This is a genomic window from Phaeobacter sp. JH20_02, assembly GCF_048056915.1.
GTDB classification, from domain to species: domain Bacteria; phylum Pseudomonadota; class Alphaproteobacteria; order Rhodobacterales; family Rhodobacteraceae; genus Phaeobacter; species Phaeobacter bryozoorum.
This window is the reverse complement of record NZ_JAYMVP010000028.1, coordinates 511,240-535,925: the sequence shown is the minus strand read 5'-3', so window position 1 is coordinate 535,925 and position 24,686 is coordinate 511,240. Positions and strand designations below refer to the sequence as shown.

The 24,686-nt window shown below is 63.8% G+C and carries 29 protein-coding genes; 14 read left to right on the top strand and 15 right to left on the bottom strand.

What is annotated here, in order from left to right; genetic code table 11:
* Positions 1-11 precede the first annotated feature (11 nt).
* A complete protein-coding gene (locus VWY34_RS16670) occupies positions 12-1,214 on the bottom strand; it encodes a pyridoxal phosphate-dependent aminotransferase (RefSeq protein WP_416539018.1) in 1,203 nt (400 codons plus the stop codon).
* A gap of 109 nt (positions 1,215-1,323) precedes the next feature.
* On the opposite strand from VWY34_RS16670, the gene VWY34_RS16665 reads away from it, so the two are divergent.
* The 3 genes from VWY34_RS16665 (at position 1,324) to VWY34_RS16655 (ending at position 2,547) form a co-directional block, all read left to right on the top strand.
* A complete protein-coding gene (locus tag VWY34_RS16665; protein ID WP_416535692.1) occupies positions 1,324-1,719 on the top strand; it encodes a helix-turn-helix domain-containing protein in 396 nt (131 codons plus the stop codon).
* Positions 1,716-1,976 carry a succinate dehydrogenase assembly factor 2 gene (locus VWY34_RS16660; RefSeq protein ID WP_340546005.1) on the top strand — a complete coding sequence of 87 codons (261 nt, stop codon included), beginning with the start codon at positions 1,716-1,718 and terminating at the stop codon, positions 1,974-1,976. Before VWY34_RS16665 ends, VWY34_RS16660 begins: the two co-directional genes overlap by 4 nt.
* Positions 1,977-2,049: 73 nt before the next feature.
* Entirely contained in the window at positions 2,050-2,547 is a 498-nt protein-coding gene (locus tag VWY34_RS16655; RefSeq protein ID WP_416535690.1) for a MarR family winged helix-turn-helix transcriptional regulator, read from the top strand.
* Positions 2,548-2,986: 439 nt separating this feature from the next.
* Here VWY34_RS16655 and VWY34_RS16650 read toward each other — a convergent pair whose 3' ends face one another.
* The 3 genes from VWY34_RS16650 to VWY34_RS16640 form a co-directional block, all read right to left on the bottom strand.
* Positions 2,987-3,415, bottom strand: coding sequence for a VOC family protein (locus VWY34_RS16650; RefSeq protein ID WP_340546003.1), 429 nt, complete (start codon positions 3,413-3,415; stop codon positions 2,987-2,989).
* 116 nt (positions 3,416-3,531) lie between these two features.
* Positions 3,532-4,956, bottom strand: a complete 1,425-nt coding sequence (locus VWY34_RS16645) for a hypothetical protein (protein WP_416546292.1) — start codon at positions 4,954-4,956, stop codon at positions 3,532-3,534.
* A 4-nt stretch (positions 4,957-4,960) separates the two neighbouring features.
* Positions 4,961-5,896 (bottom strand): thymidylate synthase, encoded by a 936-nt coding sequence (locus VWY34_RS16640; RefSeq protein WP_340546001.1) that lies wholly within the window; start codon positions 5,894-5,896, stop codon positions 4,961-4,963.
* Positions 5,897-6,281: 385 nt separating this feature from the next.
* Here VWY34_RS16640 and VWY34_RS16635 point away from each other — a divergent pair, with 385 nt between their 5' ends.
* Entirely contained in the window at positions 6,282-7,115 is an 834-nt protein-coding gene (locus VWY34_RS16635; protein WP_416546290.1) for a thymidylate synthase, read from the top strand.
* A 12-nt stretch (positions 7,116-7,127) separates the two neighbouring features.
* The gene (locus VWY34_RS16630) at positions 7,128-7,604 is read left to right on the top strand and encodes a dihydrofolate reductase (RefSeq protein ID WP_416546288.1); all 477 of its coding nucleotides are present in this window, start codon (positions 7,128-7,130) and stop codon (positions 7,602-7,604) included.
* Positions 7,605-7,633: 29 nt separating this feature from the next.
* Here the strand turns inward: VWY34_RS16630 and VWY34_RS16625 are convergent, their stop codons facing one another.
* From VWY34_RS16625 to VWY34_RS16610, 4 genes are all read right to left on the bottom strand, one after another.
* Positions 7,634-8,791, bottom strand: a complete 1,158-nt coding sequence (locus VWY34_RS16625) for a M24 family metallopeptidase (RefSeq protein WP_416539015.1) — start codon at positions 8,789-8,791, stop codon at positions 7,634-7,636.
* A gap of 92 nt (positions 8,792-8,883) precedes the next feature.
* Positions 8,884-9,678 (bottom strand): arylmalonate decarboxylase, encoded by a 795-nt coding sequence (locus VWY34_RS16620; protein ID WP_416542091.1) that lies wholly within the window; start codon positions 9,676-9,678, stop codon positions 8,884-8,886.
* Between the two features lie 95 nt (positions 9,679-9,773).
* On the bottom strand, positions 9,774-10,211 hold the full coding sequence (locus VWY34_RS16615; RefSeq protein WP_416535201.1) for a carboxymuconolactone decarboxylase family protein: 438 nt from the start codon (positions 10,209-10,211) through the stop codon (positions 9,774-9,776).
* Positions 10,189-10,893 carry a GntR family transcriptional regulator gene (locus VWY34_RS16610; protein ID WP_416539014.1) on the bottom strand — a complete coding sequence of 235 codons (705 nt, stop codon included), beginning with the start codon at positions 10,891-10,893 and terminating at the stop codon, positions 10,189-10,191. Before VWY34_RS16610 ends, VWY34_RS16615 begins: the two co-directional genes overlap by 23 nt.
* A 100-nt stretch (positions 10,894-10,993) precedes the next feature.
* Here VWY34_RS16610 and VWY34_RS16605 point away from each other — a divergent pair, with 100 nt between their 5' ends.
* The 5 genes from VWY34_RS16605 to VWY34_RS16585 are packed head-to-tail and all read left to right on the top strand — an operon-like array spanning position 10,994 to position 15,815.
* Complete coding sequence (locus VWY34_RS16605; protein WP_340545994.1) at positions 10,994-11,596, top strand: amino acid synthesis family protein; 603 nt, start codon at positions 10,994-10,996, stop codon at positions 11,594-11,596.
* Positions 11,568-12,380 (top strand): alpha/beta fold hydrolase, encoded by an 813-nt coding sequence (locus VWY34_RS16600; RefSeq protein WP_416546286.1) that lies wholly within the window; start codon positions 11,568-11,570, stop codon positions 12,378-12,380. The genes VWY34_RS16605 and VWY34_RS16600 overlap by 29 nt, the downstream gene beginning before the upstream one ends.
* Complete coding sequence (locus VWY34_RS16595) at positions 12,377-13,285, top strand: flavin reductase (RefSeq protein ID WP_416546284.1); 909 nt, start codon at positions 12,377-12,379, stop codon at positions 13,283-13,285. Before VWY34_RS16600 ends, VWY34_RS16595 begins: the two co-directional genes overlap by 4 nt.
* A gap of 14 nt (positions 13,286-13,299) precedes the next feature.
* On the top strand, positions 13,300-14,337 hold the full coding sequence (locus VWY34_RS16590) for an LLM class flavin-dependent oxidoreductase (RefSeq protein WP_416546282.1): 1,038 nt from the start codon (positions 13,300-13,302) through the stop codon (positions 14,335-14,337).
* Between the two features lie 11 nt (positions 14,338-14,348).
* A complete protein-coding gene (locus VWY34_RS16585) occupies positions 14,349-15,815 on the top strand; it encodes an aldehyde dehydrogenase (protein WP_416546280.1) in 1,467 nt (488 codons plus the stop codon).
* Between the two features lie 68 nt (positions 15,816-15,883).
* Here VWY34_RS16585 and VWY34_RS16580 read toward each other — a convergent pair whose 3' ends face one another.
* Positions 15,884-16,090 carry a cold-shock protein gene (locus VWY34_RS16580; RefSeq protein WP_340545989.1) on the bottom strand — a complete coding sequence of 69 codons (207 nt, stop codon included), beginning with the start codon at positions 16,088-16,090 and terminating at the stop codon, positions 15,884-15,886.
* A 220-nt stretch (positions 16,091-16,310) separates the two neighbouring features.
* Here VWY34_RS16580 and VWY34_RS16575 point away from each other — a divergent pair, with 220 nt between their 5' ends.
* On the top strand, positions 16,311-16,631 hold the full coding sequence (locus VWY34_RS16575; protein WP_416546278.1) for an arsenate reductase family protein: 321 nt from the start codon (positions 16,311-16,313) through the stop codon (positions 16,629-16,631).
* Positions 16,632-16,671: 40 nt separating this feature from the next.
* The gene (locus VWY34_RS16570; RefSeq protein WP_260102341.1) at positions 16,672-17,040 is read left to right on the top strand and encodes a hypothetical protein; all 369 of its coding nucleotides are present in this window, start codon (positions 16,672-16,674) and stop codon (positions 17,038-17,040) included.
* A gap of 78 nt (positions 17,041-17,118) precedes the next feature.
* On the opposite strand, the gene VWY34_RS16565 is transcribed toward VWY34_RS16570, so the two are convergent.
* The 6 genes from VWY34_RS16565 to VWY34_RS16540 form a co-directional block, all read right to left on the bottom strand.
* A complete protein-coding gene (locus tag VWY34_RS16565; protein WP_260102340.1) occupies positions 17,119-17,655 on the bottom strand; it encodes a DoxX family protein in 537 nt (178 codons plus the stop codon).
* A 3-nt stretch (positions 17,656-17,658) separates the two neighbouring features.
* Positions 17,659-18,414, bottom strand: coding sequence for a putative DNA-binding domain-containing protein (locus VWY34_RS16560; RefSeq protein WP_416546276.1), 756 nt, complete (start codon positions 18,412-18,414; stop codon positions 17,659-17,661).
* Entirely contained in the window at positions 18,411-19,274 is an 864-nt protein-coding gene (locus tag VWY34_RS16555) for a DUF692 domain-containing protein (protein WP_416535194.1), read from the bottom strand. Before VWY34_RS16555 ends, VWY34_RS16560 begins: the two co-directional genes overlap by 4 nt.
* A gap of 68 nt (positions 19,275-19,342) precedes the next feature.
* The gene (locus tag VWY34_RS16550) at positions 19,343-19,648 is read right to left on the bottom strand and encodes a DUF2282 domain-containing protein (RefSeq protein ID WP_416546274.1); all 306 of its coding nucleotides are present in this window, start codon (positions 19,646-19,648) and stop codon (positions 19,343-19,345) included.
* A 234-nt stretch (positions 19,649-19,882) separates the two neighbouring features.
* Entirely contained in the window at positions 19,883-21,829 is a 1,947-nt protein-coding gene (gene thrS / locus VWY34_RS16545) for a threonine--tRNA ligase (protein WP_416546272.1), read from the bottom strand.
* Between the two features lie 186 nt (positions 21,830-22,015).
* A complete protein-coding gene (locus VWY34_RS16540; RefSeq protein WP_416546270.1) occupies positions 22,016-23,020 on the bottom strand; it encodes a DUF4105 domain-containing protein in 1,005 nt (334 codons plus the stop codon).
* 215 nt (positions 23,021-23,235) lie between these two features.
* Between VWY34_RS16540 and VWY34_RS16535 the strand changes: the two genes are divergently transcribed.
* Positions 23,236-24,018, top strand: coding sequence for an alpha/beta fold hydrolase (locus tag VWY34_RS16535; protein WP_416546268.1), 783 nt, complete (start codon positions 23,236-23,238; stop codon positions 24,016-24,018).
* Between the two features lie 190 nt (positions 24,019-24,208).
* Entirely contained in the window at positions 24,209-24,652 is a 444-nt protein-coding gene (locus VWY34_RS16530; RefSeq protein ID WP_340545981.1) for a VOC family protein, read from the top strand.
* The last annotated feature ends 34 nt before the right edge of the window (positions 24,653-24,686 follow it).

Here is a 24,686-nt window from a genome sequence, read left to right as displayed (position 1 = left end):
AAACGCTCCGTTCAGCGCAGCGCGGCGCAGAAGGCCTGAATGCGGCGGCAGGCCTCGGTCAGGACGTCATCGGCCGCGGCGTAGCTGATGCGGAAGTTCGGCGACAACCCATAGGCGGCGCCATGGACCACGGCCACATTTGCCTCCGCCAGCAGCGCCTTGGCAAAGGCCTCGTCGTCGGTGATCTTGACGCCCCCGGCAGAGGTCCGCCCGATCAGCGCATGGATGGAGGGGTAGACATAGAAGGCCCCATCCGGCACCGGGCAGGCTACGCCTTCGATCTGGCTGAGCATCGAAATCACCAGATCGCGGCGACGGCGGAACACAGCGGTATTGGGCAGGATGTAATCCTGGGTGCCATTCAGCGCCTCAACCGCGGCCCATTGGCTGATGGTGCAGGGGTTCGATGTGGATTGCGACTGGATCTTGCGCATCGCGTCGATCAGATGCTTGGGACCGGCGGCATAGCCGATCCGCCAGCCAGTCATCGCATAGGCTTTGGAGACGCCATTGCAGGTCAGCGTGCGGTCATAGAGCCGCGGTTCGATCTGCGCCGGTGTGCAGAAGGTGAAATCATCGAACACCAGATGCTCATACATGTCATCGGTCATCACCCAGACATGCGGGTGGCGCAGCAGCACCTCGGTCAGCGCCTTCAGCTCCTCCGGGTGGTAGCCGGCCCCGGTCGGGTTCGAGGGTGAGTTGAAGATGAACCATTTGGTCTGCGGCGTGATTGCCTCCTCCAGCTGGGCCGGGGTGATCTTGAACCCGGTGTCCAGCGAGGAGTCGACACAGACCGGCGTGCCACCGGCCAGCCGCACCATATCCGGGTAGGACACCCAATAGGGGGTCGGGATCACCACCTCATCGCCGGGATTGAGCGTTGCCATCAGCGCATTGTAGAGAATCTGCTTGCCGCCGGTGCCAACCGAAACCTGCGCCGGGGTATACTCCAACCCGTTGTCGCGGGCGAATTTATCGCAGACCGCCTGCTTCAGCTCGGGGATGCCGTCGGGGGCGGTGTATTTGGTCTTGCCTGCCTGAATGGCGCGGATCGCGGCGTCCTTGATATTGTCGGGCGTGTCAAAGTCAGGCTCACCGGCGCTCAGGCCGATCACGTCACGGCCGGCCGCACGCAGTTCAGCGGCCAGCGTGGTGACGGCGATCGAGGGTGACGGTTTGACGCGGGAGAGGCTATCGGACAGAAATTGCATGGAAAGACCTCTGTTTGAATGTCATCTAGAACTGTCATAGGGTGCCGCTAACTTCCGATCAAGCGGGATCAGGAGACCGACAAACCGATAGGCCAACAGGAGCGGGCAAATGAGCAACGACGACATGAATTGGTATGGCCCCGACGCGGCAACCTTTGGTGACCGGGTGGCCGCTGCACGCGATGCAGCAGGCATGACCCAGGCGCAGCTGGCCCGTCGGCTGGGCATCAAGAAATCAACCCTGACCGGCTGGGAACAGGATCTGTCGGAACCGCGCGCCAACAAGCTGTCGATGATGGCGGGGCTGCTGAATGTGTCGATGCGCTGGCTGCTGACCGGCGAGGGCGAAGGCATGGAAGCCCCGGCTGGCGAACAGATGCCGCAGGATCTGGCGGCGGTGATGACCGAGCTGCGCCAGCTGCGCGAGGATCTGCGCAGCAATGCTGACCGGGCGGCGCGGCTGGAAAAACGCCTGCGCCTGGTGATGGAAGGCAGCGCACAATGAGCGAACTGCCTGCCCACCGGCTGAAGCGGTTGCAGATGCGCTCGATGCGGCGCGGAATCAAGGAGATGGATATTCTTCTTTCCGCCTATGCCGAGCGGACACTGGCCACGATGGGCCCGGCGGATCTTGATCTCTACGACCTGCTTTTGCAGGAGAATGATCAGGATCTGTACCAGTGGGTGACGGGGCAGGTGGCGGCGCCGGATCGGTTCTCGGCGCTGATCGACGACATAGCGCAAACCCATCAAAAAGAATAAAATTTCAGCTTAACGGATTTTTCGGGAATTTTCCGCATTGTTGCTCTCAGACACCATCGAGTCGGAGATGCGGATGAGTATGGAAATGCCAATCGGCCAGCAGGACACCAAAGGGTTCATGACTGGCTACCTTGAGGCGCTCGCAATGGTTGAGCGTCTTCACCGTCTGCTGCTGGACGTCATCAAGGACGAGTTTGAGCGTGTCGGCGTGCTGGAGATCAATGCGGTTCAGGCACTGCTGCTGTTCAATATCGGCAACAATGAGGTCACGGCGGGCGAATTGAAATCACGCGGCTACTATCAGGGCAGCAATGTCAGCTACAACCTGAAGAAACTGGTCGAGATGGGCTATATGCACCACCAGCGTTGCGAGATTGATCGCCGTTCGGTCCGGGTGCGCCTGACCGAGCGCGGTCGCGAGATTCGTGATATTGTTGCGGCGCTGTTCTCGCGCCACGCAGAAGGCCTGGAAGGCAAAGGTGTGATCAGCAGCGAGGGCATCGCGGATATCACAGCCTCGCTGAAGCGGGTGGAGCGTTACTGGTCCGACCAGATCCGCTACATCTATTGAGCCGGGTTTTGCACGCCTGAAACGGGGCGTGTTCCATCGGTCGCAACGCATATCCCTCTCGGCAGAACGCCGACTATCACCGATATGCCTGACCCTTTTGATTTGCTGCGCGGTAGCTGATCTGACCAAGCCATACCGACGCTGACCGGGCAGAAGGCCGGGAGCGGAGCGGATCCGGGGACCAGAAGGCCCATCAGGCTTGGACCATCTTTTCGGAAAGCAGCATGGCTGACACACCACCGGGGCAACCGGCTGGTGCAATTTTGCGTGCCCTGCGGGTTGGCATGCCCTGATGGTGCGGCTGGGACAGTGCGGTGCGGCTGGGGCGTCCGGTACGGCTTGGCGGCCTGCGCGCAGGGCGGCACAGATATGCCGCAGAGGTCAGGCGCCGGGAGGACAGGGCGCGCGATGATGGTGCTGCCCTCCTGGCGGTTGCGGCTTACCAGCTGCCGGTGTTTTCCATGCTGGCCCAGGGTTCTGCCGGGTCCAGCGCGTCGCCGTTCTGCAGCAGTTCGATCGAGATATTATCGGGCGAGCGGACAAAGGCCATGTGGCCGTCGCGCGGCGGGCGGTTGATGGTGACGCCATTGTCCATCAGATGCTGGCAGGTGGCATAGATATCATCCACACCATAGGCCAGATGGCCGAAATGGCGGCTGTCGCTGGGCAGGCCATCATCGCCGTCCCAGTTATAGGTCAGCTCGATCGGGGTTTCTTCCTGCCCTTCGGCGGCCATGAAGATCAGCGAGAAGCGGCCTTTTTCGCTGTCGTAGCGTCGGGTCTCCTTGAGACCCAGCAGCTGGTAGAAGGCCATGGATGTCTCCAGGTCTTTGACGCGAACCATAGTGTGCAGATATTTCAGCGGCATCGGTGTGTTCCTCATGTCAGGATGGCTGGCCCAGGGGCGCGGCCTCGTGTCAGATATCTCAGGCCCCTGACCATAATGCGTCCGGAGCCGGTGACCAGAGCGATTGCGGGATCCGCTTAGAATTTGGACTGAACACCCAGCGAGAGCGATAGCTCGCGCGACTGGAAACGGCTGTGATTGCTGTCTTTTTTGCCCGCGCGCAGGCGCAGCGTCGGGGCAAATCCGGCATAGTCGTAGTCCTCGAAGAAGAGGTTTACATCGGCATAATAGGACCGGTCTTCGCGGCCATCGGCCAGGTAGCGGGCGGGAAAGCCTGCGATGAACTGCGGGTAGTCGGATTGGCCAAGGATCAGTCCGGTGCTGATTTTGGCCGGCCCCAGCGGTTTGGCGAAGTGATAGCCGAGCCGCAGCGTGGCGCTGCGGCTGGAGGTGTTCACATGGCCCGATCTGCTGTCGCGCAGCGCAAGGCTGACGTCGATCTGATCGCCATTTTTCAGCGCGCGATTGACACGGAGGCCCAGGCCGAACACCTCGCCATCCTGCGAGGGGCCGCGCGGGTCGAGCCGCTGTTCTGCCATGCCATCCAGTGTCAGTCCGGTGCGCGCCGATAGCTGCCAGCTGCGCCGGGCGGTCAGTTTGACCAGATCATAGCTTTTGTCGCCGCCATACCAGGCGGTCCCAAAGCTGAGCCCGAGGGCGGCGGAGCCTTTGCGTTCGGGCGGGCCAGCGGCAAAGGCATGGGTCAGGGTGATCTCGCCGTAGGTCGATCCGAATTCGCTGTTGCGCGGCACCGTGGTGCCGGACTGCTGGGCGAGGGGGGCGGCCTTGGCCTTGGCGGCTGACGACAGTGCCACCCGCTGGACATAGCCGCGCGCGCTCAGCGTGGTGAGGCTGCTGCGGCTTTCCCGCAGGCGGTAGCCGATCGCGGCATCGAGCACGGCGACGGTCCCCTCCAGTGCCACCGACCGGGGACCAAACCGGCCCAGTGTCGGCACGCCGTCGATCACTTCCAGCGTGTTGTCGGCGCCGTTGTTGACGTTGTTTGAGGGCTTCAGCTCACCGCGCAGCTGGAAGGACCAGGGGTTGATCCGCCGCAGGACCTTATAGTCGGCGGCGATGCGTGTTTCGCTGATCTCATCGGGGGCGTGAATGGCGGTGCGGCGCAGCCAGACCTGCGCCAGCGTCGGCCGGGCGTCCTGCACCGCCAGCCGTGCGGCCAGCTGGGCTGCGCGGAATTTGCCTGCGCTGTCAGGGGCAAAGCGATAGGCGCGCGCCGCAGAGCGGCGCCCGGCGCCGGGCGATTTCAGCTGCGCCTGCGCGGCGGCCCGCAGGTACCAGGCCAGGTGATCGCGCCGGTCGGCCCGCAAGAGGGCGCGGGTCAGGTCCAGCGTCAGCTCCGGTTTGCCGGTGCCAAGGGAATGCGCCGCCAGCAGGCGGCCCTGTTCCAGGCTGAGATGATGTTCGGGGGTCGGCTCGGTCGCCGTTGCCGGCGCTGCGTGCAGCAGCGCCAGCGTCAGGGCTGCGGCCAGACAGCGCCGCATGAGATCAGGGTACCGGCTGATCGCAGACGGCCGAACTTTCTGCGGTGCCGCATTGGCCCAGAACAAAGATCCCGTATTCCTCGATGCCGTCGATATTCTCGACGTGGTTCTGGGCAAAGACGGACCCGGCAACCGATGTGGCATCGGTCCCGGCGAAGATGCCGCCATAGGTGCCGACATTGGTGCGGGTGCCGTTGACCACCTGCGAGGCGGTGCCGGTAAAGGTGCCATTGTCGGCAATATCGGTGGGCGCGAGGTCGAGTGTTACCAGCGTCTGTGGGGTGCCGCCCGCTGTGGTCGGCTCAATCTGGCGGTTGTAGATGGTGCCATTGACGACATTGTCGCGGAAATCGGCATTGACGAAGGCATCGCCGGTGACCTCGGCCGACTGGGCCGGGCGAATGTCAGCCGGAGTGCCGGGGGCGACGGGCAGCAGATCGCCGCCATCGCCTGCGATGTTCATCAGGCCCACGTAGGTGCCAGCATAGCTCACCACACCTCCGGAGGCGACGTCTTCGGTCGGGGCGGAATAGCCGCCGCGACGGCCAAAGCTGGTGCCGGCAAAATAATAGGAGAACTGACCGCCGGTGGCGACGGCCACTGCAAAGCCGCCGTTTTCGATTTCACGGACATAGGCGGTGACATGACGGTCAAGCGAGCTGTCCTGCGCGGTATAGGCCTGATAGCCCTCGCGGTCGAGCGCCGGGCGGCGGCGGTAGTTGGCGGAAAACGGTGTGTCGTCAAGGCTGAGACCGCTGATCACCAATGTGCCCGCAGCGGCGTCATAGGCGACGCTATCAACGTCAGATGCCAGCACTTCGGGGACAATCGGATCGGTGGTGCCACCATCGGTATCATCCCCCGTGTCAAAGGGGTTGGTGCCCCCGCCACATGCCGACAGCAGCGTTGCTGCCGCAAGTCCAAGCATTGCCCGCTTCATATGAACTGACCTCAAATTTTCTTTGTTTGCGGCAGTGTCTTGTCATGGTTGCGGAAAGTCAATTGAATTGCCGCGCCGCCTGGGCTGTCCGCAGCCGACCGTGGCGCATCGGTGACCTTTTTGTTGCGGGGTGCGCGGGGCAGGGCAAGCCGCTAGGGTGTGGATCAGCTGCGCCACTTTGGGGGCAGATGTCCGAGTGGATGTCGGGCATGTGTCTGGCCGGCTGTCTGGCCGACTGTCTGGGCAGGTGTCTGGGTGCGGGGCGCCCTGCGGCTGCGGCTTACACACTCTTGAGATCGGGGGCGGCGGCAGGCTAGACAGAGGAGAAAACCTGCGGGCGCGCTCTGCGCCCCGACGGCAGGCAGATCACGAGGGAGAGATCGCAATGCGCCAGTACCATGAGGCCCTGCAGTATATTCTGGAACACGGCGAGGCCAGCAGTGACCGCACAGGCACCGGGACCATCTCCTGTTTCGGGATGCAGACCCGCTATCCGCTGGCCGATGGATTCCCGCTGGTGACCACCAAGAAGCTGCATCTGCGTTCCATCATCCACGAGCTTCTGTGGTTCCTGTCCGGCGACACCAATATCGGCTACCTGAAGGACAATGGCGTGTCGATCTGGGACGAATGGGCGGATGAGAACGGCGACCTCGGGCCGGTCTATGGTCATCAGTGGCGGCATTTTCCACGGCTTGAGCTGGTCCCCGGCACCAGTGGCGATGAGCCGCTTTATCGGGCGGGCACGGTCGATCAGATTGCGCAGCTGGTGGAGATGATCCGCAAAAGCCCCGACAGCCGCCGCCTGATTGTCACCGCCTGGAACCCCGGCGACGTGCCCGATATGGCGCTGCCGCCCTGCCATACCCTGTGGCAGGTGCGGGTGCAGGGGCGGCGGATGCACCTGCAGCTCTACCAGCGGTCGGCAGACATGTTCCTCGGCGTGCCGTTCAACATCGCCTCTTATGCGCTGCTGCTGAAGATGCTGGCGCATGTGACCGGCTATGAGGCGGGGGATTTCATCCATACCATCGGTGATGCCCATATCTATTCCAACCATATGGATCAGGTGACCCTGCAATTGTCGCGTACGCCGCAGCCGCTGCCGGAGCTGCGCATCACGCGCGAGGTGCCCTCCATTTTTGACTTCAAATATGACGATTTCGAAGTGCTGAATTACACCCCCGATCCGGGCATCAAAGCTCCGGTTGCGGTTTGAGAGAGGACTGACATGATCACGCTTATTGTTGCCCGCGACCAGAATGGCGCCATTGGCAAGGACAATACGATCCCCTGGCAGGCGCCCGAGGATCTGAAGTCTTTTCAGCGCGAAACGCTGGGCGGGGCTTTGATCATGGGGCGCAATACCTGGGACAGCCTGCCGGTGAAGCCGTTGAAGAACCGGCTTAATCTGGTGGTGTCCTCAAACCCGGGTGCCGCCGATCTGGTCTGCCCCAGCATCGAGGCCGCCCTGGCGGAGGCGCGCGCGCAGGGCTATCACCGGATTTACGGCATTGGCGGCGCGCGGATCTACGAAGGTCTGATGGAGATCGCTGACCGGATGCTGATCACCGAGGTCGAGACCGAGGTCGAGGACGCCGATACCTATTTCCCGCCGTTCCGGGCCGGGCAGTGGGGGATCGCCAGCCAGACCCAGATCCGCAGCGAGGCACCGGCCTGCGTGGTGGTGGAGTACATGCGCCGCTAGGTCTGTGCCGCGCGCCGGTCTGTCACAGCTCAGATCACCGGCAGCTCTGGCGCCGCACGGGTGCTGAGCAGGCGGCCCCCCTGCGGCGTCACCACGATGTTTTCCTCATGGACCATCATCAGCCCGTGGCCATAGGACAGCGATGGCTCCAGCGTCAGGACCATGTTCTCTTGCAGCTCGGTGGTGTCAAAGGCGGCGTGTGAGGGCTGTTCGGTCAGCTGTAACCCCAGCCCGTGACCCAGACGGCCAATGTCGCCGCCGCTGTCGTCCATCTCTGCAATCACCGCAGACATCGCCTGAAACAGATCGCGGCAGCTGTTGCCGGGGCGGGCGGCGGCGAGCCCGGCTTCGGTTGCGCGCCACAGCACATCATAGGCGCGGCGCGCGGTGTCATCGGCATGGCCAATTGCCCAGTTGCGGTCGAAATCGCAGTAATAGCCGTCCAGCACCATGCCGCTGTCCAGCATCAGGATATCCCCTGCCGCCAGCGGTGTGGCATCGGGCGGCGAGATCACATCGGCATAGCCGCCCTGCGCGCTGGCCCCGACCACATAGGGCGCGCCATCGGCCCCCTGCGCCAGCGCCTCGCGGCGAAAGGCGCGGAACACCTCGTCCAGCGGCACATCTTCGCGGGCGAATTCCGGCACCGCGGCAAAGGTCGCAGAGCCAATGGCGCAGATCCGGGCGAGCTTGTCGATTTCCGCCGGGGATTTCACCATCCTCAGCCCCTGCACCAGCCCGGTTGCGTCGGCAATGCGAAGGTCGGGCAGGGCGTCCATCAGCCGTTCCCAGTCGCCCAGCGGCATCCGCAGATGGGTCTCATGTCCCTTCATCACGCCAAGCGTCTTCAGCGGCGACAGCGCCTCGACCAGCAGGCTGATGCCGTCATCTTCGGGCGCGGGCGCCGACCAGCAGCGAATATCGTCAAGCCAGCTGCGCCGCATCAGGCTGGCGCCGATTTCGGGAATGATGGCAATCGGTTTGCCGCTGGCGGGGATCAGCACAAACCACGGGCGCGTCGGGCTTTGCCAGAACAGCGTCTGAAAACCGGTGAAATACTGCACGTCGGGTTCGGTCATCAAGAGCAGCGCGTCGAAACCGGCTTCGGCCATGCGGGCCTGTGCCCGCCTGGTACGGGCGGCGTATTCTGTTTCGGGAAATCCGCGCATCGCGAGAGGTGCTGTCATAGTGATCTTCTTTGCAGGTGGACCGCCCGTCGGGCGTTAAGGGCTCAGAAACCGGCACCGGGAGGGCACCGGCCGGGGGCAGAGTGTCGGGGTCAGAGGGTTGGCGTCAGCGCGTGGCCGGGATGTTGGAAAATCTGCCCAAACCCCTGCAACTGATCGGTGATTCCGGCCCGGCGCAGGCAGGACCACATCAGCGCCTGATTGGACGTGATCACCGGCTTGCCTGCGGCCTGTTCGATCTCATCCACCACCTCAAGCGCGCGAATGCCGCTACAGGAGAGAAAGATCGCATCGGCCTCCGGCTGATCAATCTCCAGCGCAAATTCCTTCCAGTAGGAGGGTTCGACCCGGCCGAATTCCAGACCTGTTTCCAGCCGCAGCCCCTGAATGTCGAGGATATCAAACCCGGCCGCCAGCAGATATTCCGCCTCGGCGGTGTTGATATCGTCAAGATAGGGCGTGCCGACCACGATCCGCTTGGCGCCGACTTCGCGCAGCGCGTCCATGACGCCGGTAACAATGGTCATCGGCTGCGTCTGCGGCGCGCCCTTGCGGATTTCGCGAAAGACGTTCTCTTCCCGGCAGACAATCGAGCCGGAGGTGCAGCAATAAGCGATGACCTCGGGGTTCATATCCGGTTGCAGCCGGCTGGCCGCCTCGGCCATGTGGTCGATGTGCCGCGCCAAGGTCTCGTTGGTGGTGTAATCATCGGTCCTGAGCCGGGTGATATGCACGCCGACCCCTTCGGGCGCCATGGCAAAGAGGTCGGTTTCGCAGGCCAGATCGGTGGACATCAGGATAAAGCCGAGACTGGCGCGATGGGCGGTGCCCTTGCCCATCAGCGGGGTGCGGGGGCTGGACTGAACGGTTTGACCGGATTGAAACATCTGAGAAGGTACCTCGCTGTCGGCTCTTGGCCTGTTGACGTTGCGCTGTGAGGAGGGGGCAGGACTGGCTTCTGCGGGCCGGTGCGGCTGCGGTGTCAGCCCGCGTCTGTCTGGTCCAGAACCGTCCGGGCGGCGCGGAAACACTCCAGCCCCTGCGGAACGCCGCAATAGATCGCAACCGCGTGGATAATCGCGCGGATCTCTTCGCGGCTGACACCGTTGTTCACCGCCCCCCTGCAATGCAGCTCCCATTCGTGCATCTTGCCAAGCGCGCCGATCATGGCAAGGTTCATCATCGACCGGGTCTTGGCATCTATCGTGTCATCGCCCCAGCCAAAGCCCCAGCACCATGCGGTCATCGCCTCCTGAAAGGGGCGGGTGAACTCATCCGCGGCGGCGAGGTTCTTTTCCACATATTCCGCGCCAAGGGTGGCCTTGCGCTGCTCCAGACCCTTCAGGAACAGATCCTCGTCAAAGGTGCTGGTCCGGTGGGCTGTGGCGCCGGGTGTGTCAGGTGTCGTTGGACGGCTCATCTGCTGGCTCCTTCAGGAAGCGTTCGGCCGTGCGGGCAGCATCGGCGATATGGGTCTCAACCGCCCGGCGCGCGGCCTCAGGGTTGCGGCTGAGAATGGCATCGTGAATGGCGGTCATATGGCTCATGCCGGAGGTTTCGCGGTCCTTTGCCGCGATGGTAAGGGCGCGCAACCGGCTGATCCGACCGTTCAGCCGCTGCACGATATCCCAGGCAATCGTATGGCCGGCCTCAAGGAATATGAGCTGGTAAAAGCCGGTGGTGGCGCGCAGCAGATGGCCCCATTCGGTGTCACTCATCGACGCCTCAACCTCGGCAAGCGCCCGGCTGAGGTCGGCGGCAAACTCCGGCCGCTGCACCTCGGCGCTGGCCGCTGCCGCTGCCGCTTCCAGCTGGCGGCGCACATCGTAGATCTGCCGCGCCTGATCCCAGGTCAGGCGGGCCACGACCGGGCCGCGATTGGGGATGATCTCGACCAGCCCTTCAGCCTCAAGATAGCGGATCGTCTCGCGGATCACGGTGCGACTCACACCCAGCTGATCGCAGAGCGGGCGTTCCACCAGCCGCTCACCGGGGGCGAAATGGCCGTCGATGATCGCCTCCCGCATCCGTTCCTGCACGATATCGCGCAGGGTTTGCGGGGCTTTTTCGATTTTGCGGAGCGTTGTCTGGCTGGGTTCCATGGGATTTCCATAGCAGCGCGTCTGGGCTGCGGCAAGTATGATTGACATACCGTATAATGGTATACCATGATACCGCAGAGCTGCCGATCAGGAGATTCCCATGCCCGCCATCATCCGCAAAACCCTGCTTCACGTCGAAAAGACCCTGATCGAAGGCGGTAAGGCGGCGCCGGTGCCGCTGACGCTGATTGCCGCCATCGCCGTTATTCGCAATCCTTGGGCAGGGCAGGGGTTTGTCGAGGATCTGACGCCGCAGATCCGGGACTGCGCGCCCGGTCTGGGCACCCTGCTGACCGGGATGATTCTGGAGGCCGCAGGCGGTGGTGACCGGGTCGAGGGCTATGGAAAATCCGCGATCGTCGGGATGAACGGCGAGGTGGAACATGCCTCCGCCCTGATCCACACACTGCAATTCGGCAATCCCTACCGCAGCGCTGTGGGGGCCAAATCCTACCTGTCATTCTGCAATACGCGCGGGCCTGCCAATGCGCCGCTGATGATCCCGCTGATGGATAAATGCGATGGCGGCAGACGGTCGCATTACCTCACCATCCAGACCTCCGTCGCCGATGCGCCCGGTGCCGATGAGGTGCTGATCGCGCTTGGCGCGTCGATCGGCGGGCGGCCGCATCACCGGATCGGCGACCGCTATCAGGATCTGAAAGAGCTTGGCAATGATGTCGACAACCCTGCAGCTGTCTGAGCCCACCCGCAGCGTCGCGCTGCGCGACTGCGGGCAGGGGCCTGCGCTGGTGCTCCTGCACGGTGTCGGAATGCAATCGGCAGCCTGGGGACCGCAGATTGAGGATCTGAGCCGGACCCATAGGGTGATTGCGCCGGATCTGCCGGGGCATGGCGGCAGCGCGCCGCTGCCTGCGGACAGCGAACTGCCGGATTTCGTGGCCTGGCTCAGGGATGTGCTGCGGGCGCTGGACCTCGGCCCGGTCAGCCTGGCGGGCCATTCGATGGGGGCGCTGATCGCGACCGGTTTCGCAGTGAGCCACCCGGCGCTGACCACACGGGTGGCGCTGTTGAACGGCGTCTTCTGCCGTGATCCGGCGGCGCGGGCGGCCGTTCAGTCCCGCGCCGCTGAGATCGCTGCGGGTCGCTGCGATCTGGACACGCCGCTGGCCCGCTGGTTCGGCGACAGCCCGACCGATATCGACGCCCGCGACCGGGTTGCGGGCTGGCTGAAATCGGTTGATCCCGCAGGCTACGCCACCGCCTATGCGGCTTTTGCGCGGGGCGATGCGACCTATGCCGGGCGGCTGGCCGAGATTGCCTGTCCATTTCTGGCCATCACCGGCGATGGCGATCCCAATTCCACGCCTGAGATGTCGCAGGCCATGGCGCTGCGGGTGCGCCGGGGGCGTGCGGTGACCATCACCGGGCACCGCCATATGGTGAACCTGACCGCGCCGGATCTGGTCACCGCCCATCTGCGCGACTGGCTCGCCACGCCCACCCCTGAGGAGGATCCGTCATGACACCCCTTGATCCACGCGCCCTGCGCCAGGCCTTTGGCAGCTTCATGACCGGGGTGACGGTGGTCACCTCCCATGATGCCGGGGGTCGACCCATCGGGTTCACCGCAAATTCCTTTACCTCCGTTTCGCTGGATCCGCCGCTGCTGCTGGTCTGTCTGGCCAATAGTTCGCGCAACTACGGCGCGCTGGTCGGCGGCGAGGGGTTTGCCGTCAATGTGCTGGCGGAGACGCAGATCGAGATTTCCAATACCTTTGCCCGCCCGGCTGAGGACCGGTTTGCGGGCATCAGCTGGCACCGGGGGCCTGCGGGCTCGCCGCTGATCGACGGGGTGTCGGCCTGGTTCGATTGCAGCCTGCACAAGACGGTTGAGGCGGGCGATCATGTGATCCTGATCGGCGAGGTCCGCGCCTTTGGCACCGGCACCAGCCCCGGGCTTGGCTATGCGCGCGGTGCCTATGTGACGCCTGCAATGACCGCAGAGGCGGCGGTGGCCGGTCCAGATCTGGTGATCTCGGCCCTGATCGAGCGCGACGGCGCGGTGCTGCTGGTCGATGACGGATACGGCGGATCTACGTTGCCGGAGGCCTTGGTCGATGCCGAAGGCGCTGCCGCAACCATGCGCCGACTGATCGCCGAAACAGGGCTGAGCGGCGAGCCGGGCTTTGTCTATTCGATCTATGAGGACGTTGCCCGCAAACGCCAGCATATCGCCTTTCTGTGCCATGGCGCCACCGGCACCCCGTCGCGCGGGGTCTTTGTGCCGCTGGACAGCAGCGCGCTGGACGATGTCAGCGATCCGGCGATCCTTGCCATGCTGGACCGTTTCACCCGCGAGGCGGCTCTCGGCGATTTCGGCATCTATTCAGGCAATCAACGCAGCGGCGAAATCCGCCAGATCGCATAACGGCAGGTGGCATCATGCGCTTTTCTCTTTTTGTCCATATGGAACGCACGTCGGCGGAGCAGGACCAGCGGGATCTCTACGATGATTTCGTCACCCTGGCCAAAATCGCCGATCAGGGCGGGATGCACGCGGTCTGGACCGGGGAGCATCACGGAATGGATTTCACCATCGCGCCGAACCCCTTCCTGAACCTTGTCGATCTGGCGCGCCAGACCCGCAACGTGCGGCTTGGCACCGGCACCATCATCGCGCCGTTCTGGCATCCGATCCGCCTTGCAGGGGAGGCGGCGATGACCGATATGATCTTGGACGGGCGGCTGGAGCTCGGCATTGCGCGCGGCGCCTATAGCTACGAATACGAACGGATGGTGCCGGGCATGGATGCCTGGGACGCAGGCCAGCGGATGCGCGCGCTGATCCCGGCGCTACGGGGGCTGTGGCAGGGCGATTACGCGCAGGAGGGGGCCTATCATTCCTTTCCGGCCACCACATCCTCGCCCAAACCGCTGCAACCGGGCGGCCCACCGATCTGGGTCGCCGCCCGCGATCCCAACAGCCATGAATTTGCCGTTGCCAATGGCTGCCATGTGCAGGTGACACCGCTGTGGCAGGGGGATGAGGAAATCACCCGGCTGATGGAGACCTTCAAGGCCGCCTGCGCCAAATTCCGGGATATGCCGCGCCCGGATATCATGCTGTTGAACCACACCTATATTGCCGCCGATGCCGCCGACGCCCAGCAGGCAGCGGAGGAGATCAACCGGTTTTACTGCTACTTCGGCGCCTGGTTCAAAAACGAACGGCCCGTATCGCAGGGGCTGATCGCGCCGTTGAGCGAGGCGGAAATTGCCGCCCATCCGTTCTATTCGCCCGAGGCGATGCTGCGTGACAATGTGATCGCCACCGCCGAAGATGCGATTGCGCGGATCAAAGGTTATGAGGCGCTGGGGTACGATGAATACAGTTTCTGGATCGACAGCGGCATGAGTTCTGAGCGCAAGCGCGCCTCGCTTGAACGGTTCATTCGCGACGTCATGCCGGCCTTTGCCTGAAGGGGATCACCATGCAGCAGTTCCAGCAGTATATCGGCGGGGTGTTCTCGGATGGCTCCGCCCGTTTCGAGAGCCGCGATCCGGCAACCGGCGAGGTCTGGGCGATGATGCCAGAGGCCCGCGCGGCGGATGTGGAGGCGGCCGTGGCAGCGGCCCGTGCCGCGTTCCACGCACCGGACTGGGCGGGCATCACCACCACCGCGCGTGGCAGGCTGCTTTACCGGCTGGCGGATCTGATTGCCGAAAACGCCGAGACCCTGGCCCGGATCGAGACCCGCGATACCGGCAAGATCATTCGCGAAACCTCGGCCCAGATCGCCTATGTGGCTGAGTATTACCGCTACTACGCGGGCCTCGCCGACAAGATCGAAGGCGCCCATCTGCCGATCGACAAACCGGATATGGAAGTCTGGCTGCGCCGCGAGCCGCTTGGGGTGGTGGCGGCGGTGGTGCCGTGGAATTCGCAGCTGTTTCTGGCCGCGGTGAAGATCGGCCCGGCGCTGGCGGCGGGCTGTACCGTGGTGCTGAAGGCATCGGAGGAAGCCCCGGCGCCGATGCTGGAATTCGCCCGCATCTTTGATCAGGCCGGTTTTCCGCCGGGGGTGCTCAATGTGATCACCGGCTTTGGCGCCGACTGTGGCGCGGTGCTGACGGCCCATGCCGGGATTGACCACGTGGCCTTTACCGGCGGGCCGGAGACCGCGCGCCAGGTGGTGCGCAACTCGGCTGAGAACCTTGCCTCCACCTCGCTGGAGCTGGGCGGCAAATCGCCCTTCATCGTATTTGAGGACGCCGATATCGACAGTGCGGTGAATGCGCAGGTCGCCGGGATCTTTGCCGCCACCGGGCAGAGCTGCGTTGCGGGCTCCCGGCTGATCATCTCAAACCGGATCAAGGCGGATTTTCTGCGCCGTCTGACGGAAAAGGCCGAAAGCGCCCGGATCGGTGCACCGGACGCGCCGCAGACCGAGATCGGCCCGCTCTGCACCGGCGCGCAGATGCGCCGGGCGGAGGATTTGCTGGCGGCCTCGGTTGCGGCGGGCGCGCGGATCGTGACTGGCGGGCAGCCGTTGCCGCAGGCCGGTCATTTCTTTCCGCCAACCATCGTGGATTGCAGCAACGCGCCGCAGGCGCCCTGTCTGAGCGAGGAATTCTTTGGCCCGGTCCTGTCGGTGTGCGGTTTTGACACCGAGGCCGAGGCGCTGGCGCTGGCCAATGACACCGCCTTTGGTCTTGCTTCCGGGGTGTTTACCCGCGATCTGACCCGTGCCCATCGCATGATCCGCGGCATTCGTGCCGGCATTGTCTGGGTCAATACCTATCGCGCGGTCAGCCCCATCGCCCCCTTTGGCGGGCACGGGCTATCCGGCCATGGCCGCGAGGGCGGGCTACAGGCGGCGCTGGATTACACAAGGGTAAAGACGGTCTGGCTGCGCACCAGCGACGATCCGATCCCGGATCCCTTTGTGATGCGCTAGGTGATGCGCTGTCGCAGGCGACGGAGTGGCTGCGCGCAAGGGGGAACCCCGGCGCAGCCGGAGTGTGGTCACAGTGGGCGGATGTCGCTGGCCATCTGGCGACCGTCACGCCCTTCGGTCATTTCAAAATCGACTTTCTGATTATCTGTCAGCCCGGTCAGCCCGGATCGCTCAACCTGAGAGATGTGCACAAACACATCCTTGCCGCCGCCTTCAGGCTCGATAAAGCCATAGCCCTTGGTTGTATTGAACCATTTCACGGTGCCACTCGCCATGTTCCCGTGTCTCCTTCCTGCTAGTGAGCCGCCCTGAATACACGATAATTTCGCGGCGCAGAGCGGGGTGATCGGTTTTGCCGCAGTGCGCAGACAAAACAGGCCGGGGAAGTTGTCCCAACCCGGTTTCAACTTTTGCACGGACCATGTAAAAATCAAGCAAAACAGTGCGGCTCTACCATAAATTGTGCTGAGCCGCCCCCTCGGGAAAGGAAAAAACGTGCAACTCTATGGATTGAAGACCTGTGACACCTGCCGCAAGGCGCTGAAACAGCTGCCGCAGGCGGAGCTGGTGGATGTGCGCGCCGATGGGGTGCCGGAGGCGATTTTGCAGGCCGCACTGGCGCAGTTCGGCGACCGGCTGGTCAACACACGTTCCACCACATGGCGCGGGTTGAGCGAGGCAGAGCGGGCGGGGGAGCCGCTGGATCTGTTGACGGCGCATCCGACGCTGATGAAACGTCCGCTGATCAGATCCGGTGAGGATCTGCACCTCGGCTGGGACGCCAAAACCAAGGCCGCCCTTGGCGTCGAGGGCTAGAACCCCCATCTGCATATCGGATTAGGTAAGGAGAGCGGCAATGCGCAATGCAGCGCTGGTGCTGGGCATCGTGGCCGGGTTGATCGGCATGGTGGTGGGGTTTGCGGGCTATGGTTATACCGCCGCCGTGGAGTATTTTGGCGAAATCGACGGGGTGGCCCGGCAGGTCGACGATGTCGAACAACTGCGGCTCCTGGCCGTGATCTCGCCCATCCTTGCGCTGGCCGGTGGCGCGATGGCGCTGTCGCGGGCGCTCTGGGGCGGGGTGCTGCTGCTGGCCTCGGCGGCGGGGCTATACGCCGGGTTCGGGCTTAATGTCTTTACCATCTTCCCGATCTCGCTGGCGCTTCTTGGCGGGCTGCTGGCGCTTGCTGCCGGCAAACCGGATGAGCCGAAGGCGCATTTCTGAACCGGATCGAACGCAAGGAATGAAAAAAGGCGCCGCTGCGGATGCAGGGCGCCTTTTTATGTTTAAGGACTGGCCGGATCAGGCGGTGGCAGGCGCCGTGGCGCGCCGCGCCAGCGCATCAAGGGACAGCGGACCAGCCCCCTTGAACACCAGCACCAGCAGCAGGAAGGTCCACATCACCCGCTGGTCGACCAGACCAATGGCGTTGTCAAAGAGACTGCCCAGTTTCACGCCATGGCCGGTCACATCGACGATGGTCTGCACCCAGATGAAACCGATGGTGCCAAGAGCGGCCAGACGGGTGAGCAGACCAACAAGGATCAGCGCGGGCAGCACATATTCGGCGACAGTGCCGGCAAAGATCACCAGCCGCTGAAAGATATTGAGCTGGCTGACATCATAAAGCACCGCCTCGGCGGCCTTGGGGAAGATCTGACCAAAGGCGCCGGCAGAGGGCGAGAAAATCGAACCATCCGTCTTCAGCCCGGCAGAGTTCCAGTAGTAGACCAAGAGCACCGCGGCAAAGACCAGCCGGGCCAGGGTCGGGACGATGATATCGGACAGCCGGTCAGCCTTGCCGAAGATCGAGGTATAGGAGGAAACAAGCGCGTGCATCGGTTATCCTTTGCGGTCTAGGTCAATGATTGCACCGCCTTGCAGCAACAGGGCGAGCGGGTGTGAGAGGTCGAAATCCGGCTGGTCGGCCTGAACGGCGGTCAGCGCCTCGTCCAGCGTGGCACCAGAGATGAGGGCGGTGATCCAGTCCGCGCCCCCGGCGGGCAGCTCCTGAACGATGGGGTCGAATTCGGGCCGGGTGATCAGCACGTCCTGCGCGATATGGCGGGGCTTGGGCGCGTTCTCTTCGGTGTTGAAGCGCCAGATGTCATAGATCGGCCAGGGCGAGCGCAGCAGGGTGACGGCGGGGGCCAGTGTCAGCCGGGTCGCCATCAGCTGATCGGGTGCAAGCGCTGCCAGACGCGCCGGGTCAACCGCAGTGGCGTCGCCTGCGTGATACGCCCGGCGCAGGGCAAGGTCGAGCCGCGCCGCATCGGGCAGATAGCCGAGATGTTTCAGCTGCTCCATCCCGGCGAGAAACGCGGGAAACTCAGCGCCATAGTGCATCATCAGCGGCGAGGAGGGCGGATGGGCGCGCAGATATATGCCCGCCAGCCCGTCGAGGTTCTGCTTGCCCAGAAGCTTGCCGATCAGGGGAAAGGCGCTGTGCATCGCCTCGGTCAGGGAGACCGCGATATTATTGCGATAGACGCTGAACCGCCGCCCGGCCGGCTGGCCGGTCGCATCCAGCAGCCCCTCAGGCACCGGCTTGCCCGCATCCATCATGGCGTGGGCGAATTCTGTCTGGCTGACAGTCATGCCGGCACCCGCTCTAGCGCGGTTGCGGCACGGGCGGCCTCGGCCTCCAGCACCGGCCAGGCGGGCACATCGGTGTCCCACTCGACCAGCACAGGCTTGGGGCCGGATTTTGCCAGCGTATAATCCAGCAGCGCCCAGACCGGATCCACCACCTCGGCGCCGTGGCTGTCGATCAGCAGCGGTTTGCCGTGGTCGTCCTGATCCTCATCATGGCCGCCAAGGTGGATTTCACCAACCTGATCCAGCGCAAAGGCGTCGATATAGCCCTGCGGCGAAAAATCGAGATTGGTGGCGGAGACAAAGACGTTGTTCACATCCAAGAGCAGCCCGCAGCCGGTGCGGCGGGTGATCTCGGCCAGAAATTCCGGCTCGGACCAGCTGCTTTCGGCAAAGGCGAGGTAGCTGGATGGGTTTTCCAGCAGCATCCGCCGCCCGATGGCGTCCTGCACCTGATTGATATGATCGCAGACCCGCGCCAGCGTGGCATCCGTGTAGGGCAGCGGCAGCAGGTCGTTATAGAAATGGCTGTCATGGGTGGACCAGGCGAGATGTTCGGAGAAGCTGGCAGGATTGAGCCAGCCCACCAGATGCGTCAGCCGTGCCAGATGATCGGCGTCCAGCGGCCCTTCGCCGCCGATAGAGAGGCCGACGCCATGCACCGACAGGGCAAACTGTTCAGCCAGATGACGCAGCTGCGCGATCGGGCGGCCACCGTCGCCCATGTAGTTTTCGGCGTGGATTTCCAGCCATTTTACCGGGCTCGGCCGCTCAGCGCCGACCGTTGCAAGAATATCGGCGAAATGCTGCGGCTTGTAGCCAACACCGGCTGCGGCGGGCAGGGAAGGGGCGGCATCCAGCATGACAGGTCCTCTGATCCGGTTACAAAAAGGGCGGGAGAAATCCCCCGCCCCGCTGGTCTGGCCTGTGCTTATGCAGGCAGGTCACGTTCCAGCGGCTCCAGCGAGCCCTTGCGGTCGCTGCCATCGGCCATAGCGGGCAGTTCCATACCTTTGCAGCTGCCGGCATCGACCAGGGTCCAGGCGTTGCCCTGATAGTCGACGGTCGAGGTGCCGGCGCAGGTGGTGCCGGGACCGGCGGCGCAGTCGTTCTGACCGGCGAGGGAGACGCCATAGCATTTCTCTTTGGACTGGGCGGCAGCCGGGGTGACCATGGCAGAGGTCAGTGCGGCAGCAACGGCACCAGCGACGGCGAGGGATTTTGCGGTGTTGGACATCGGTGTCTTCCTTCTTTGGAATTTGGTTGCGAGGCGGTTGTTACAGGTCAGACATTAGCTCAGCCTGAGAAGTGTTTGAATTCACGAGCCTGTGTCTCACGCGGGCGTCAGCAGTCGTGACCGCTTATTACAGTGAAGTGGCTGCTGAACCCTTAAAACCATGCGCAAAAAGAAACCGGCCCCGCAAGTGGGGGCCGGTGAAAAGGCAAAGATCAGCAAAAGACCGCAGGAATGTTACAGAAGATCCGGCGGAGTTGCCTCAACCGCCAGCGCTTTTGTTACAGCCTCCAGGGTTTCGACCTTGGTCTGTTTTTCGCCAAGACGGCGGACGGAAACGGTGCGCTCTTCGACCTCGCGGTGGCCGACGGCGAGGATGACCGGCACCTTGCCCACCGAATGCTCGCGAACCTTGTAGTTGATCTTCTCGTTGCGGATGTCGGCCTCCGCGCGCACACCGGCGGCGCGCAGGGTCTCAACAACCTCGTTCACATAGTCATCGGCGTCGGAGGTGATCGAGGCGACAACCACCTGACGCGGCGCCAGCCAGAACGGCAGCTTGCCTGCGTGTTCCTCGATCAGGATACCGATGAAGCGCTCGAAACTGCCCAGCGTGGCGCGGTGCAGCATGAAGGGGCGGTGCTTGTTGCCGTCCTGGCCGATGAAATTCGCATCCAGCCGTTCGGGCAGGTTGGGATCCACCTGCAGGGTGCCGCACTGCCAGTTCCGCCCGATGGCGTCGGTGAGGGTGAATTCCAGCTTCGGACCGTAAAAGGCACCTTCGCCCTCCAGCAGCTCGTAGTCATAGCCCGCCGCCTTGCAGGCATCGCCTAGCGCCTTTTCCACCAGATCCCAGCTCTCATCGCTGCCGATCCGTTTTTCCGGGCGGGTCGAGAGCTTGATGGTCCAGTCATGGAAGCCGAGATCGGCATAGACCTTGGACAGGAAGGCGATGAATTTTGCGGTTTCAGACTCAATCTGATCCTCGGTGCAGAAGATATGCGCGTCGTCCTGGGTGAACCCGCGCACCCGCATGATGCCATGCAGCGCGCCCGACGGTTCATAGCGCGCGCAGCTGCCGAATTCGGCCATGCGCAGGGGCAGGTCGCGATAGCTTTTGAGGCCCTGGTTGAAGATCTGCACATGGCAGGGGCAGTTCATCGGCTTCAGCGCATTGATCGCCTTTTCGCGGGCATGGTCCTCATCCACTTCGACGATGAACATGTTTTCCTGGTATTTCTCCCAGTGGCCCGAGGCCTCCCACAGCTTGCGGTCCACCACCTGCGGGGTGTTCACCTCGACATAGCCGTCGCGGTCCTGCATGCGGCGCATGTAGTCCTGAAGGGTGGTGTAGATGCGCCAGCCGTTGGGGTGCCAGAAGATCTGGCCCGGCGCCTCTTCCTGCATGTGGAACAGGTTCATCTCGCGGCCCAGCTTGCGGTGGTCGCGTTTGGCGGCCTCTTCCAGCATGGTGAGATGCGCCTTCAGCTTTTCCTTGCCGGTGAAGGCAACGCCGTAGATCCGCTGCAGCATCTGGCGGCTGCTGTCGCCGCGCCAGTAGGCGCCTGCGATGCTCATCAGCTTGAACGCATCGCCCGGCAGCTGGCCGGTGTGCTGCAGATGCGGGCCGCGGCAGAGGTCCTGCCAGTCGCCATGCCAGTACATGCGCAGCGGCTCGTCGCCGGGGATGCTCTCGATCAGCTCGACCTTATAGGGTTCGTTCAGGTCGGTGTAATGCTGGATCGCGCGGTCGCGCTCCCAGACCTCGGTGCGGACCTCATCACGTTTGTTGATGATCTCTTTCATCTTTTTCTCGATGGCGCCGAGATCTTCCGGGGTGAAGGGCTCGGCGCGATCAAAGTCGTAATACCAGCCGTTTTCAATGACCGGGCCGATGGTCACCTTGGTGTCGGGCCAGATGTCCTGCACCGCGCGCGCCATCACATGCGCCAGATCGTGGCGGATCAGCTCATTGGCCTGAACCTCATCCTTCATGGTGTGGATGGCAATTGCGGCGTCCGCGTCGATCGGCCACTGAAGATCCCAGTGCTGCCCGTTGACGGTGGCGGAGATGGCCTTTTTGGCCAGCGAGGTCGAGATGTCAGCGGCCACCTGCGCAGGTGTTACGCCTGCGTCATAGGAGCGTGCATTGCCATCGGGGAAGGTGAGAGAGATTTGGGCCATATCGGCTCTCCTCGTCGGTTTGGCGCCCACAGAACGCCCGGTTGCGGGTTATGGTGTTCTGCCCGTTTGGCAGGGGTATGCGAGGCTGTCAAGCAGGCGAGGGGCCAGCCCCTCGCGCTCCCCGGGATATTTTTCGCCAGAAGATGCAGCAGCCGGATCAGGGGGGGCTGGATCAGGGGGGCTGGATCAGCGGGCGGGGGTTGGGACACCTTTGCGGATCAGGGCTGAGTAGTCTTGCGTGATGCCCCGGGCCTGCGCCCTGGCGGTGATGCTACCGCGTTCGCGCAGGTCTTCGGTGCTGTAGCCTGCGGCCAGAACGCCCTGTTCATGGGCATATTCCGGCAGGTAGCCATTGGCCAGCAGCCGCCAGTCCAGCGGCACATCCTGCAGGATGGTGCGGATCATCGTCATCACCACGGTGGTGCAATTCGAGGTGAGTGAATTATACCACTGCGGCTGTGCGGCCAGCCGGTTGGCGGCCTCGACATATTGCATCAGCAGCGCGCGGGCGGTGTCGGGGTCGGTATTGATGCGAAACAGCTGCACATCCTCGCCGCGGGCATTGGTGCGGGTGCCCACCACATCGCGTTCATCGGCGGCGATCAGCACCAGCGTATTGGTCTTGAAAAGATCCGCGACGGGGGAGAAGCCGCCGCCGACCTGACGGCGCACCTCGACCGACCAGGCGATATGGGCGCCATCGGCAAAGCCGAAGCTGACCACCATATGGGCCATCTCCGGTCCGGCCCAATAGGACATGAAGAGATCGACGGTGGTCAGCTGGCTGAGATCATAGCTGCGGGTCTCCCAGCGCGGGGTGAAGTCGGTCGGTGTGGTCCAGTCGAAATTGCGCACATCTGTCAGCGTCAGGATATCGCCATCGCGGGTGCCGGTGACCTGGCGGGCCACATCGGGGGACCAGTTTGCCGCGGCCGGCGGGGTCAGGCTTGCCCACCACCAGATCAGCGCGGCCAGCGCCAGGCAGAAGGTGGCCAGCCCGCGCAGCGCACGGCCCCGGATCACCGCCCAGAGCGTGGCCAGACCAAGGCCCGCAAAGCCGGATGCCGCAGCTGTACGCCAGAGGCCGTCCACGGGCAGCCGGTACCAGAGCGCCAGCGCGCCCCAGAGAGTGGCGAGCAGGATCAGCAGGCAGAGAAGCCCGAGGCAGAGAAGGCGGAGGGCACGGGTCAAGGGAGGCTCCTGATTTGCGGCGGTTCTGATGTCGCGCGGACCCTAGGCAGGGCTGCGGCTGGCTGCAAGGGCATCAGGCGGTCGGGGCGGCGGCATCCGGGCGCCAGCCATCTGCCGGCGGTGCCTCCTGCGGTGAAACCGGCCATTGCGGCGGCGCGGCTGCCGTGGCAGATCTGACATCAGCATAATGACCGGACTGCATCGCGGGGGAGACCATGGCAGCAACCCAATTTCTGGACTGTGACAGCGGCCGCCGTCTGGCCTATCACCTGAGCCCGGCCACCGGCGCGGCCAAGGATGCGCCGACGCTGGTGTTTCTGGGGGGGCTGAAATCCGATATGGAGGGCACCAAGGCGGTGCATCTGGAGGCCTGGGCCCGGGCGCGGGGCCTCGGGTTTCTGCGGTTTGACTATTCCGGCCACGGCGAAAGCTCCGGCCGTTTTGAAGAGGGCTGCATCGGCGACTGGCATCAGGATACGCTGGCGGCGGTAAAGGCATTGACCACAGGGGCGATCCTGCCGGTTGGCTCCTCCATGGGGGGCTGGCAGGCGCTGCTCCTGGCGCGGGCGATGCCCGAGCGGGTGGCCGGGCTGGTCACCATCGCCGCCGCGCCGGATTTCACCGAGGATGGCTATTGGGCCAATTTCACCGATCCCCAGAAGGCGGAGCTGGAGGCGCGCGGGCAGGTCGAACTGCCGAGCGACTACATGGAGCCTTATGTGATCACCAAACGGATGATCGAGGACGGGCGCAACCATCTGGTGCTGCGCGATCCGCTGGTGCTGGCGATGCCGGTGCGCTGCCTGCAGGGCACCGCCGACACCGCCGTCAGCACCGAGACCGCGCTGCGGCTGCTGGATCATGCCACCTGCGCCGATATGCGCCTGCATCTGGTGAAGGACGCCGACCATCGGTTCTCCGACCCGGCCTGTCTGGCGCTGATCGAAACCGCCGTGGCGGAGGTGCTGAGGCTATCTGGCGCGCCAGATATCGGCTAGGTTGAGTGGCGGGGCGGGCGCGCAGGTTCTGATGTAGTGACCTGCATCCACCACGCGACAGCTGACGCAGGCTATGGCAGAATGTCCGGGATGATCTGCCACAAGATCTGCCACATAGCGCAGGGCGGCCCGAAAGGGGGCAACCCGACAGCAGCAGGACAGAGGCAGGAGAAGGGCAGGAGAGGATCCGATGGAGCAACGTATCAGCCTGATCACACTGGGCGTGCCGGATATGGAGCGGGCGGCGGCCTTTTATGAGGCGCTTGGCTGGCAACGCGCAGACAGCCCCGATGGGGTCATTGCCTTTGATCTGATGTCGCAGACGCTGGGGCTTTATCCGCTGGCGTCGCTGGCCGAGGATATTGGCCTGCCGCTGGATGAGCTGGGCACCGGCGCGATGACGCTGAGCCATAACACCCGCACTGCGGCAGATGTCGCTGCGCTGATGGCCCGGGCGGAGGCGGCAGGCGCCACGGTGCTGCGCCCGGCGGGAGAGGTGTTCTGGGGCGGCACCATCGGCTATTTCCGCGCCCCGGACGGCCATATCTGGGAAATCGCGCATAACCCGTTCTCGCCGCTGTCCGATGACGGCGCGTTCCGCTGGAACGGCTATGGCGCCCAAACCGAGGGATAAGCACAGGTGACAGACCGGTCAGGCGACGCACCGC

Bases quoted from the DNA above. Each gene is read 5' to 3' on its own strand.
- VWY34_RS16670 (WP_416539018.1), bottom strand. From the start codon at position 1,214: ATGCAATTTCTGTCCGATAGCCTCTCCCGCGTCAAACCGTCACCCTCG.
- VWY34_RS16665 (WP_416535692.1), top strand. From the start codon at position 1,324: ATGAGCAACGACGACATGAATTGGTATGGCCCCGACGCGGCAACCTTT.
- VWY34_RS16660 (WP_340546005.1), top strand. From the start codon at position 1,716: ATGAGCGAACTGCCTGCCCACCGGCTGAAGCGGTTGCAGATGCGCTCG.
- VWY34_RS16655 (WP_416535690.1), top strand. From the start codon at position 2,050: ATGAGTATGGAAATGCCAATCGGCCAGCAGGACACCAAAGGGTTCATG.
- VWY34_RS16650 (WP_340546003.1), bottom strand. From the start codon at position 3,415: ATGCCGCTGAAATATCTGCACACTATGGTTCGCGTCAAAGACCTGGAG.
- VWY34_RS16645 (WP_416546292.1), bottom strand. From the start codon at position 4,956: ATGCGGCGCTGTCTGGCCGCAGCCCTGACGCTGGCGCTGCTGCACGCA.
- VWY34_RS16640 (WP_340546001.1), bottom strand. From the start codon at position 5,896: ATGAAGCGGGCAATGCTTGGACTTGCGGCAGCAACGCTGCTGTCGGCA.
- VWY34_RS16635 (WP_416546290.1), top strand. From the start codon at position 6,282: ATGCGCCAGTACCATGAGGCCCTGCAGTATATTCTGGAACACGGCGAG.
- VWY34_RS16630 (WP_416546288.1), top strand. From the start codon at position 7,128: ATGATCACGCTTATTGTTGCCCGCGACCAGAATGGCGCCATTGGCAAG.
- VWY34_RS16625 (WP_416539015.1), bottom strand. From the start codon at position 8,791: ATGACAGCACCTCTCGCGATGCGCGGATTTCCCGAAACAGAATACGCC.
- VWY34_RS16620 (WP_416542091.1), bottom strand. From the start codon at position 9,678: ATGTTTCAATCCGGTCAAACCGTTCAGTCCAGCCCCCGCACCCCGCTG.
- VWY34_RS16615 (WP_416535201.1), bottom strand. From the start codon at position 10,211: ATGAGCCGTCCAACGACACCTGACACACCCGGCGCCACAGCCCACCGG.
- VWY34_RS16610 (WP_416539014.1), bottom strand. From the start codon at position 10,893: ATGGAACCCAGCCAGACAACGCTCCGCAAAATCGAAAAAGCCCCGCAA.
- VWY34_RS16605 (WP_340545994.1), top strand. From the start codon at position 10,994: ATGCCCGCCATCATCCGCAAAACCCTGCTTCACGTCGAAAAGACCCTG.
- VWY34_RS16600 (WP_416546286.1), top strand. From the start codon at position 11,568: ATGATGTCGACAACCCTGCAGCTGTCTGAGCCCACCCGCAGCGTCGCG.
- VWY34_RS16595 (WP_416546284.1), top strand. From the start codon at position 12,377: ATGACACCCCTTGATCCACGCGCCCTGCGCCAGGCCTTTGGCAGCTTC.
- VWY34_RS16590 (WP_416546282.1), top strand. From the start codon at position 13,300: ATGCGCTTTTCTCTTTTTGTCCATATGGAACGCACGTCGGCGGAGCAG.
- VWY34_RS16585 (WP_416546280.1), top strand. From the start codon at position 14,349: ATGCAGCAGTTCCAGCAGTATATCGGCGGGGTGTTCTCGGATGGCTCC.
- VWY34_RS16580 (WP_340545989.1), bottom strand. From the start codon at position 16,090: ATGGCGAGTGGCACCGTGAAATGGTTCAATACAACCAAGGGCTATGGC.
- VWY34_RS16570 (WP_260102341.1), top strand. From the start codon at position 16,672: ATGCGCAATGCAGCGCTGGTGCTGGGCATCGTGGCCGGGTTGATCGGC.
- VWY34_RS16565 (WP_260102340.1), bottom strand. From the start codon at position 17,655: ATGCACGCGCTTGTTTCCTCCTATACCTCGATCTTCGGCAAGGCTGAC.
- VWY34_RS16560 (WP_416546276.1), bottom strand. From the start codon at position 18,414: ATGACTGTCAGCCAGACAGAATTCGCCCACGCCATGATGGATGCGGGC.
- VWY34_RS16555 (WP_416535194.1), bottom strand. From the start codon at position 19,274: ATGCTGGATGCCGCCCCTTCCCTGCCCGCCGCAGCCGGTGTTGGCTAC.
- VWY34_RS16550 (WP_416546274.1), bottom strand. From the start codon at position 19,648: ATGTCCAACACCGCAAAATCCCTCGCCGTCGCTGGTGCCGTTGCTGCC.
- thrS (WP_416546272.1), bottom strand. From the start codon at position 21,829: ATGGCCCAAATCTCTCTCACCTTCCCCGATGGCAATGCACGCTCCTAT.
- VWY34_RS16535 (WP_416546268.1), top strand. From the start codon at position 23,236: ATGGCAGCAACCCAATTTCTGGACTGTGACAGCGGCCGCCGTCTGGCC.
- VWY34_RS16530 (WP_340545981.1), top strand. From the start codon at position 24,209: ATGGAGCAACGTATCAGCCTGATCACACTGGGCGTGCCGGATATGGAG.